Origin of the sequence: Vibrio genomosp. F10 str. 9ZD137 (genome assembly GCF_049974785.1) — a bacterium.
GTDB lineage: Bacteria > Pseudomonadota > Gammaproteobacteria > Enterobacterales > Vibrionaceae > Vibrio.
In genome coordinates this window covers 1-1,056 of the sequence record NZ_JBNGCJ010000102.1, presented here as the reverse complement: position 1 = coordinate 1,056, position 1,056 = coordinate 1, and the positions used below count along the sequence as shown (strand labels likewise).

The 1,056-nt window shown below is 50.5% G+C and carries 2 protein-coding genes; both read right to left on the bottom strand.

Annotated features, from left to right (window positions below):
• Positions 1-666: lipocalin-like domain-containing protein (locus tag ACP45E_RS01305; protein WP_426510412.1), on the bottom strand; the 666-nt coding region annotated here is incomplete at its 3' end.
• Between the two features lie 26 nt (positions 667-692).
• The coding region (locus ACP45E_RS01300; RefSeq protein WP_141707171.1) for an FtsX-like permease family protein at positions 693-1,056 on the bottom strand (364 nt) is incomplete at its 5' end.

Sequence of the window (1,056 nt, the reverse complement as noted above, 5' to 3'; positions counted from 1 at the left end):
GATAAACGGCTGGCTGTAGTAATAGGAAGCGACTTTGCCATCGCTGCTCTTCGTGCTGTAGCCGTCCTCGCCCTGTTTCTGATAGGGCCAGTCGCTAGTGAGTGTTAACGAGTAGCCAAACTGACTGGAGTGAGCATTCAAGGTTGCAGGGAACAGATCATCGCTTGAAGAGTTCCACTGCCAATCATCAAGATAGACATGAAATGGTGAAGCCTCAACGCCTGCCAATTCTGTTTGGTCACGAGACCACTTTTCATCGGCGTAGTGTTTGTCTTTAGAGGTAACGGCACTGTGCGCCAGGTAGATCTGTTGGCTTTGCCATGCGGTTTGCTTAGGCTGCTTTGTCTGATGGTCGTTTTCTTGAGGGGCAGAGGCAAAGCGGAACTGTGTCCACTGTACGCCCAAATGATGGCCATTTTCATCGCGTAAGTTTGCGGTAAAATACCACCACTCATGGCGAAAGCTTGGGTGGGCTTGGTGGTCGGCAGGGAAGGTGAACTCCACGCCTTTGACTACTGGGGTGAATTGAGCACCGTCTTCTTGTGTTTCATCGTCGGTCTGTTTTTCATTGCCGAGTATCGCCCCCATACTTTGTGTTGTTTGTTGGCCTGATTTTTCACAGCCCCAAAGGGCTAGCATCCCAATTAAGAAAACGGACATTTTCATTAGCTTACTCTTCACACCAACGTTCATTACAGCACCTCACTTTGCAAGCTAGATACCACGGGCTTACTGACCAAGCGCCATAGGGGAATGAGTGTTGCAATCACTGCCACCATAATCGTGATCGCGGAAATGCTGAGCGCATCACTCCAGTTCCACTGGTAGTTTAAGCTCCACCCAAAGGCACGTAGGGTAACAATGTCGGTGAGCACGTAACCAACCATAGCACCAAGCGGTATGGCAATAACCAAAGTAAAGGCGACAAGCGCAACGATTTGCCCGAGCACCATCGCCATCAATTTCTTGCGGCTAACGCCAAGCGCGTGCAACCTTGCAATAGCGGCCTTACGTGCATCGAGCAACATGAAGCAGGCGCAGAACAAGCCAATCACC